The sequence below is a fragment of the Streptomyces sp. NPDC058685 genome, from assembly GCF_042714725.1.
Lineage (GTDB): Bacteria > Actinomycetota > Actinomycetes > Streptomycetales > Streptomycetaceae > Streptomyces.
The window spans coordinates 21,336-27,762 of record NZ_JBHXSL010000073.1; the positions used below are offsets into that span (position 1 = coordinate 21,336).

Annotated in this window: 6 protein-coding genes and 1 pseudogene; 4 read left to right on the forward strand and 3 right to left on the reverse strand. The window is 69.0% G+C overall.

Annotation, left to right across the window (positions count from 1 at the left end; translation table 11 throughout):
- Positions 1-35 precede the first annotated feature (35 nt).
- Entirely contained in the window at positions 36-725 is a 690-nt protein-coding gene (locus tag ACFWU3_RS33710) for a DUF5819 family protein (RefSeq protein ID WP_384445014.1), read from the reverse strand.
- Positions 726-896: 171 nt separating this feature from the next.
- Positions 897-2,180 (reverse strand): ice-binding family protein, encoded by a 1,284-nt coding sequence (locus ACFWU3_RS33715; protein ID WP_384445016.1) that lies wholly within the window; start codon positions 2,178-2,180, stop codon positions 897-899.
- A gap of 422 nt (positions 2,181-2,602) precedes the next feature.
- On the opposite strand from ACFWU3_RS33715, the gene ACFWU3_RS33720 reads away from it, so the two are divergent.
- The 4 genes from ACFWU3_RS33720 (at position 2,603) to ACFWU3_RS33735 (ending at position 6,174) form a co-directional block, all read left to right on the forward strand.
- Positions 2,603-2,836, forward strand: coding sequence for a hypothetical protein (locus ACFWU3_RS33720; RefSeq protein ID WP_384445018.1), 234 nt, complete (start codon positions 2,603-2,605; stop codon positions 2,834-2,836).
- A 99-nt stretch (positions 2,837-2,935) separates the two neighbouring features.
- Positions 2,936-3,763: a YhjD/YihY/BrkB family envelope integrity protein gene (locus ACFWU3_RS33725; protein ID WP_384445019.1), complete on the forward strand. Its 828-nt coding sequence runs from the start codon at positions 2,936-2,938 to the stop codon at positions 3,761-3,763.
- Positions 3,764-4,202: 439 nt separating this feature from the next.
- Positions 4,203-4,472 (forward strand): hypothetical protein, encoded by a 270-nt coding sequence (locus ACFWU3_RS33730; RefSeq protein ID WP_384445021.1) that lies wholly within the window; start codon positions 4,203-4,205, stop codon positions 4,470-4,472.
- Between the two features lie 190 nt (positions 4,473-4,662).
- Entirely contained in the window at positions 4,663-6,174 is a 1,512-nt protein-coding gene (locus ACFWU3_RS33735; RefSeq protein WP_384445023.1) for a diacylglycerol/lipid kinase family protein, read from the forward strand.
- A 100-nt stretch (positions 6,175-6,274) separates the two neighbouring features.
- On the opposite strand, the pseudogene ACFWU3_RS33740 reads toward ACFWU3_RS33735, so the two are convergent.
- Positions 6,275-6,427: pseudogene (locus ACFWU3_RS33740) on the reverse strand (acyl-CoA desaturase); the annotation flags it as partial.

Below are 6,427 nucleotides of genomic sequence, written 5' to 3' on the forward strand. Positions count from 1 at the left end.
GCGTCGGGGTCGTGGGAGAGGTCTCGGGGGTCTGCTCATTTCCCATGGACGGGTACCTTCCACCAGGGCAGAAGCCGGTTCTCGGCGGGCGCCGAGGGGCGTTGGCCGGCCGCGCTGCCGGGTGCGGCGACGGGCAGTGTGACGACGCGGAGCTGGATGAAGTCGAAGGTGCCGTCGGTGCGCGCGGCGGCGCGGTCGGCAGCGATGTTGCTCAGGTACTTCTGCATCATCACGGCGCGTGGCGTGCGCGACGCGTCGTCTCCCCCGTGCGAATCGGTGTAGGACGTCCAGGCCCGGCGCAGCAGGTTCTGGGTCGTGTGGCTCGGGAAGGGGTTGTGCTCGACCGCTGCTGTGTCGGCTGCGGACAGGTCGAACCATTTGCTCACCCGAACCGACCCGTCGGAGCGGGTGTGGGCCGTTCTCACCAGGATCTGCCGATTGACGGAGTCGGGGTCCGGGGCGAACAGACGCCAGTTCTGTTCGAAGAGGGGATACACCCAGGCATTGATCTGCGGGCTGTACCGCTTCGAGACGGTATTGGGAGGTGCCACATGCAGAAACACCAGAACGACATGGACGAGAGTTGTTGCCAGACACAGGACGACAGCGGTGAACAACCCCGCTTCCAGTGCACGGGAACGTCTGGGCCGTTCGGCCGGTGCGGCCTCGTCTTCAGGACATTCCTGCCCGGCCGGACCGGAATCCGCGTGCGGGATTTCCCGCACGTCCGCTGATCTCATTCCGCTCGACACCGCCCACCCTGTCTTTCTCGTATCTCTGCTCGCGTCTGGCTGCGCATCCGGCATGTCTGCGGATGCCACGGACGGCGCACGGCGGATTCATTGAATTCCGCCGTGCGCCGTCATCCCTGGTGAGGGTTCAGTGCAGTGCTCTGTCTAGCCCTCGTGGCCCTTGGGGCCGTCGTCACCGTCGTGGCCGTTCGGCTTGTCGCCGTAGCCGTAGTGCTCGCCGGGCTTGTCGCCGTCGTCGCCGTGACCGGGCTTGTCGCCGTGGTCGCCGTGGCCGGGCTTGTTGTCGTGACCGGGCTTGCCGTGGTCACCGTGACCGGGCTTGTTGTCGTGGCCCGGCTTGTCGCCGTGGTCGCCGTGGCCCGGCTTGTCGTCGTGGCCCGGCTTGTTGTTGCCGTCGTGGCCGCCCACGGGACCGCCGTTGCCGCCCGCGGTGTTGCCGGACGTGTTGCCCTGCGTGTTCCCGGAGGTGGTGTTGCCCGCCGTGTTGCCAGCGGTGTTCCCGGACGAGTTGCCCGCGGTGTTCCCGGAGGTGTTGCCGGCGATGTTGCCCGAGGTGTCACCGCCGACGACGCCGACGACGGGTCCGCCCAGCAGGCCGCCGGTGACCAGACCGCCGGTGAGCAGACCGCCACTGGTGGTCGTACCGGTGGTCGTGCCGGTGGTGGTCCCGGTCGTGGTGGTTCCGGTGGAGCATCCGCCGAGGAAGATCCTGTTGTTGTTGAGCGTCACCTCGCCGTTGCGGGCGAGAGCCCGGCCCTGGATGTTCGCTCCCGCGTTCACGAAGATCGAGGTGAGAGCCATGATCGTGCCCACGAAGGTGGTGGTGGTGCCGATGGTCGCCGAGCTGCCGATCTGCCAGTACACGTTGCACGGCGAAGCGCCGTTCGTGAGGAGGATCCGGCTGTTCGGCGCCGTCGTCAGGGCTTCAGGAATCTGGAAGACCCAGACCGCGTTGGGGTTTCCCCCGGCGTTCAGGACCAGGTCGCCGGTGAGTCCGACACCGGAGGTGGCCCGGTGGACACCGGGAAGCAGTTCCTGACCTCCGCCGATTCCCGCCGGAAGTGCGAAGTCCTGGGCCTGGCCGGCCGCCTGGTTGTACGCCACGACCAGATCGCTCTTGGCCTGTGCGGCCTGAGCGTCCGCCGGGTGCACGGCACCGAGCACCTGCCCGGGCGGGAAGCCCGTGATGGCCGGGTTCGGGTGCGTCCCGAGGTCGTTGCTGAGCACGGTGGGGCCGGTGTTGGTGACTCCCTGGCCTGCCAGAACCGAGTAGCTCGCGGCTGTGCCCAGAGGTACGGGGATCGCGATGGCCATCGCCTGCGTAGACGTCATGACGACCATCGCAGCGGCAACCGTCGTGGCAAGGGCCGAGGCCAGAATGCCTGACAAAGTACGGCGGTTTGCCGCTTGACGGATCTTCAGCTTCATCTAAGGGCCAGTTTCTGTGGGGGGCCGTGGCACACCGGGCCCTAACCGATCGCCCGGAAGCCTTGCTGATGCCGATGAATATTACGCACGAGAATCCCCGAGGCAACGATAAAAAATCGAAAATGGGGTAATTGGCAAACGCTCGACGGCGCGATACGTCAGGCATATTAGTGAATGCATATCGACGATCATCCGACATACCCCCCGAATGCGCGGCGCCCTTAACTCGCACGAGGGGGCGTCATCCATGCGCCTCCTCTGCCGCGCATACAAAATGATGTCTGGCCGGGAGGATTCAGAACTCGCCGCGACGTGGGCGTGGCGGCCGATGCATCGCCCTGCTGAAGACGTTGGTCGACGACCTGGATTCTGTCCGGCTTCGGGTGCGTGTCCACGGTGCCGGGCTGCTCGTTGGACGACTCATGATCAAGCGACTCGTTCTCGTTTCCGCCCTTGCCGGAGCCGCACTCGTGGTTCCCGCCACCGCCCTGGCCGCACCCGTGGCGCCGTCCCCCGGCATCAACCTGCCCGTCGTCGGACAGTTCCCGCCCTCCGGCGGACTGCACCAGCTCCTCGACCCCATCGGGCTGGTCAACGCGACCGATGCGCTTGTTGATGTGCCCGGCCTGCCTCTCGCCCCGACGACTGGCCTCTGAGGGCTGTCCCGGAAGAGCAAAAGGGTTGCGACACTGGAGAGGCAACCCGGAAGCTGCGGTCCGTCCTCGGCCTGAAAGAGGACTCCTGAGGCCCTGCCGATGACCCCGTCCCCTGCCGCGAATCATTCATCACTTCTCGGGCGGCTACGCGGAGCGCTCAGCCGTTCGCCGGCCGGGCGCGGCTGGCGCCGGAGCAGCGGACTCGAACTGGGATCACGGTCGCTCGGCTTCGCGGCGCTCGGGTTCCTGACTCTGGTGCCGCTGCTGATCATTGTCTCCTCGGCCGACCCGGACCACGGGCGGGGGTTCGCGCAGTGGCTGGGGGACGGGATCGGCGTATCGGCGGCCTCGAAGCAGGAGGTCGAGGAGCTGTTCACGCTGCCCGGCCAGGCTCTGCGGACCACGACAGCCTTCGGTATCGCCACCTTGGCCGTCTTCGGCCTGACGTTCGGGGCGGCCGTGCAGACCGGCTACGAGAAGGTCTGGGATCTGCCACCGGCCCGCTGGCACGCCAGGTGGCGGCATGTCCTGTGGCTCACCGTGCTCACCGGATACCTTTTCGTGTCCGCCACCACGGGGTTGTGGAGGGGATCGGTGGCCGGGGCGCTGGCGGCGTTGGTGAGCGCTGTTCTGTTCTTCTGGTGGTCACAGCGGATGCTGCTCGGCGGCCGGATCGGCTGGCCGGCCCTGTTGCCCGGCGCGGTGGCGACCGTGATCGGACTGCTCGGCCTCAGGATCTTCTCCCGGTTCGTCTTCTCGCCGTTGATCGCTTCCAGCGCTGTCACCTACGGCCCCTTCGGAACGGTTCTGGTCCTCCAGTCGTGGCTGGTCGGTGTGGGCGTCGTGGTGTTCGGCGGCGCGCTGGTCGGTCGTCTGCTGCACGAGGAGTTCCCCCGAGTGCCACGTGCGTTGAAGTGGCGAAGGTGAGAGCCGATCTCCCACATGAGCCGATGCCGCTGATGGTCAATGCGGTGCGACGTCCCCTGTCGGCGCGGACGCGACGGGGGTGGGCTTCACGCGTGAGGGAGGGGCGCCCGGGGTTGTCGGGTCCTCGGTGGGAGCTTCGGCCGGCACGGTTGACGGCGGGTGCGGAACGGCCGCGCTCGGGGCGAGATGGGTCAGGCGCCGGTGTGCCGGGTGCGCTCCCGAGCGGGAACGCGAAACTGCTCAGCGCTGCCGGGGGCCGGGGCGGCACTTCGCAGACCATGCGCCGCGGCACGTCCTGAACAGGCGTCAAGTCGCCATCTCCGCAGGGGCGGTACGCGATGACGTGGGGAGCTGGCCGTGGGCCTCGGGTAGGACTACGTTGTTCGATGAGGCCCCGGTCCCTGGCAGCGACGCTTTGCTCCGCCCAGGGAGGCCCGTTGTGTTCGTCCTGCTTCTCATTCTTGTCGTGGCCCTGCTCGGCTTCGGCTTCCTGAACCCGGTCTGGTGGGTGGCCGCTGCCGTACTGATCTTCGGCTCTGCCCACTACGGCAGAGGTGGATCCGGTGGCCGGGGCGGGGGAGGGCAGCCCGGCTATGTGGAGTACCGGGACCGCCGGGACCGCCAGGAACGCTGGGAGCGGCGCTACCGACGCCAACGGCGCGGGCGCTGGAACCGCCAGGATCGCCGGGACCGCGAACGGCACATGTGACCAGCGCCCTGCCGCGCCCATGCGCACCGGAGCCGGCTCAGGTGCACAACTGGGAGGGGAACCGGCCGTCGCTCTCCGCGCTCGCGCCACGTCTCGGGCAGAGGAACCGGCGTGCCGCTAGGGTGAGGCGGCGCTGCGGTCCGGCCCGGTCGCGCAGTCGATTCTCCAGGTGCAGAGGTGTGGCGTGCGCATGAAGAGACCTGGACAGCTGTGGAAGATACCCGGACCGGGGAACCGGCTGGCCGCGTCCCTCGCCATGATGCGCCGTGCGCGGGGGAGTTCGACGACTCACCTGCTGCGCAGGGCTGCTGAGCACGACGCTGTGTGGCTCGGTGCCGCCGTCGTGCTCGGGCTGTCGGGCGACCGAAGCGCCCGCCGTGCCGCGTTGCGCGGGATCGGCTCCGTGGGGATCGTCGCGGCGATCAATCACACGCTGGCCAAACCGGCTGCTCGCAGCGCCCGTCCCGTCCTGGACGCTTTCCCCGCGGTCTTTCCCCGCCCGAGCACCGCTTCTCTGCCCTCCAGCCCGATGGCATCGGCTGCCGCCTTCGCCTCGGGCGTCGTTCTGGAGTCGCCCCGTTACGGGCTGGCTGCCCTGCCGTTCGCCGCGGGACTGGCCTGGGTACGCAGCCGCGGGGGCCTCGATCATCGAGGGCGCACGGCGGCCGGAGTTGTCGTGGGGGTGGGCGCCGCGCTGCTCACCTGCCGCTGGTGGCCCGTGACGCCGGAGGCCGCGGCCGCTGCCGCCTCCCCGCGCAGACCGGCCCCCGCCCTCGCGGACGGCAAGGGTCTGCATCTGGTGGTCAATCCGTCCTCCGGGATCTCCTGGAGCAGCAACGCCGTCGAGACCCTGCGTGCGCTGCTTCCCGAGGCCGTGATCAACGTGTTCGAGCCGGGTGACGACCTGCCCGCCCTGCTCGACGAGGCGGCGCGGCGGGCCGTCGCGGACGGAGGGGCGCTGGGGGTGTGCGGCGGCGACGGCACTGTCAACGCGGGCAGTGAGACGGCCGCCCGCCACCATGTGCCCCTCGCGGTCTTCCCGGGCGGTACGTTCAACCATTTCGCCGCCGACCTCGGGAATCAGACTCTGGAGGACGTGGCCCGCGCGATCCGTGCGGGTGACGCGGTGACCGCCGACGTGGGCCGGGCATCGTCACCCGATGGCGCCGCCACGAGCGGCCAACAGCAGCTCTTTCTCAACACGTTCAGCATCGGGGTGTACTCGGAACTCGTCCACGCCAGGGAGCGGCTGGAGAAGCGCATCGGCAAATGGCCGGCACTGGCCGTGGGCCTGGCCAAGGTACTGGCCACCGGCAGCCCGCTCTCGGTGGTCATCAACGGCAACCCCCGCCGAATCTGGCTGCTCTTCGCGGGCAACGGGATCTATCACCCGGCCGGATTCGCCCCCACCTACCGCACCCAGCTCGACGACGGTCTGCTCGACGTCCGCGCGGTGGAGGCAGGGACCCCGCTGGCGCGGACCCGGCTGCTCCTCGCCGTTCTGACGGGGACCCTGCACAACTCCCGGGTTCTGACGACCGCCCAGGTGCGCCGGCTGGACCTGGAGATCCTTCAGGGCGAACCCCATTTCGCGTACGACGGCGAAGTGACGGAGGCCACCTACCGGCGTCTGGTGCTGGACAAGCTGCCCAGAGCGGTCACGCTGTACCGTCCCGCCGACCAGGACCAGTGGCTGCGCTGACGCCGGCGACCGGTGACCGGCGATCTGCGGCCGGAGGCGGTCAGGGGTGCGCGGAGCATCGAGGGGCATCTGAGGCGCGTGCCCACGAAGCGGGCGCGCTCTACACGGTGGCCTTGCTGCGGCGCAGGGGGGCTCCAGCCCGGTGAAGACTGCGCAGTGCCTGCCGGTAGGACGTGATCAGGCTGGTTTCCAGGTAGTTCACTCCCAGCTCCTGGCAGTGGCGGCGGACGATGACCTGCGCCTTGCGCAGGTT

Coding starts and splice junctions, on each gene's coding strand:
- ACFWU3_RS33715 (WP_384445016.1), bottom strand. CDS start 2,180: ATGAAGCTGAAGATCCGTCAAGCGGCAAACCGCCGTACTTTGTCAGGC.
- ACFWU3_RS33720 (WP_384445018.1), top strand. CDS start 2,603: ATGATCAAGCGACTCGTTCTCGTTTCCGCCCTTGCCGGAGCCGCACTC.
- ACFWU3_RS33725 (WP_384445019.1), top strand. CDS start 2,936: ATGACCCCGTCCCCTGCCGCGAATCATTCATCACTTCTCGGGCGGCTA.
- ACFWU3_RS33735 (WP_384445023.1), top strand. CDS start 4,663: ATGAAGAGACCTGGACAGCTGTGGAAGATACCCGGACCGGGGAACCGG.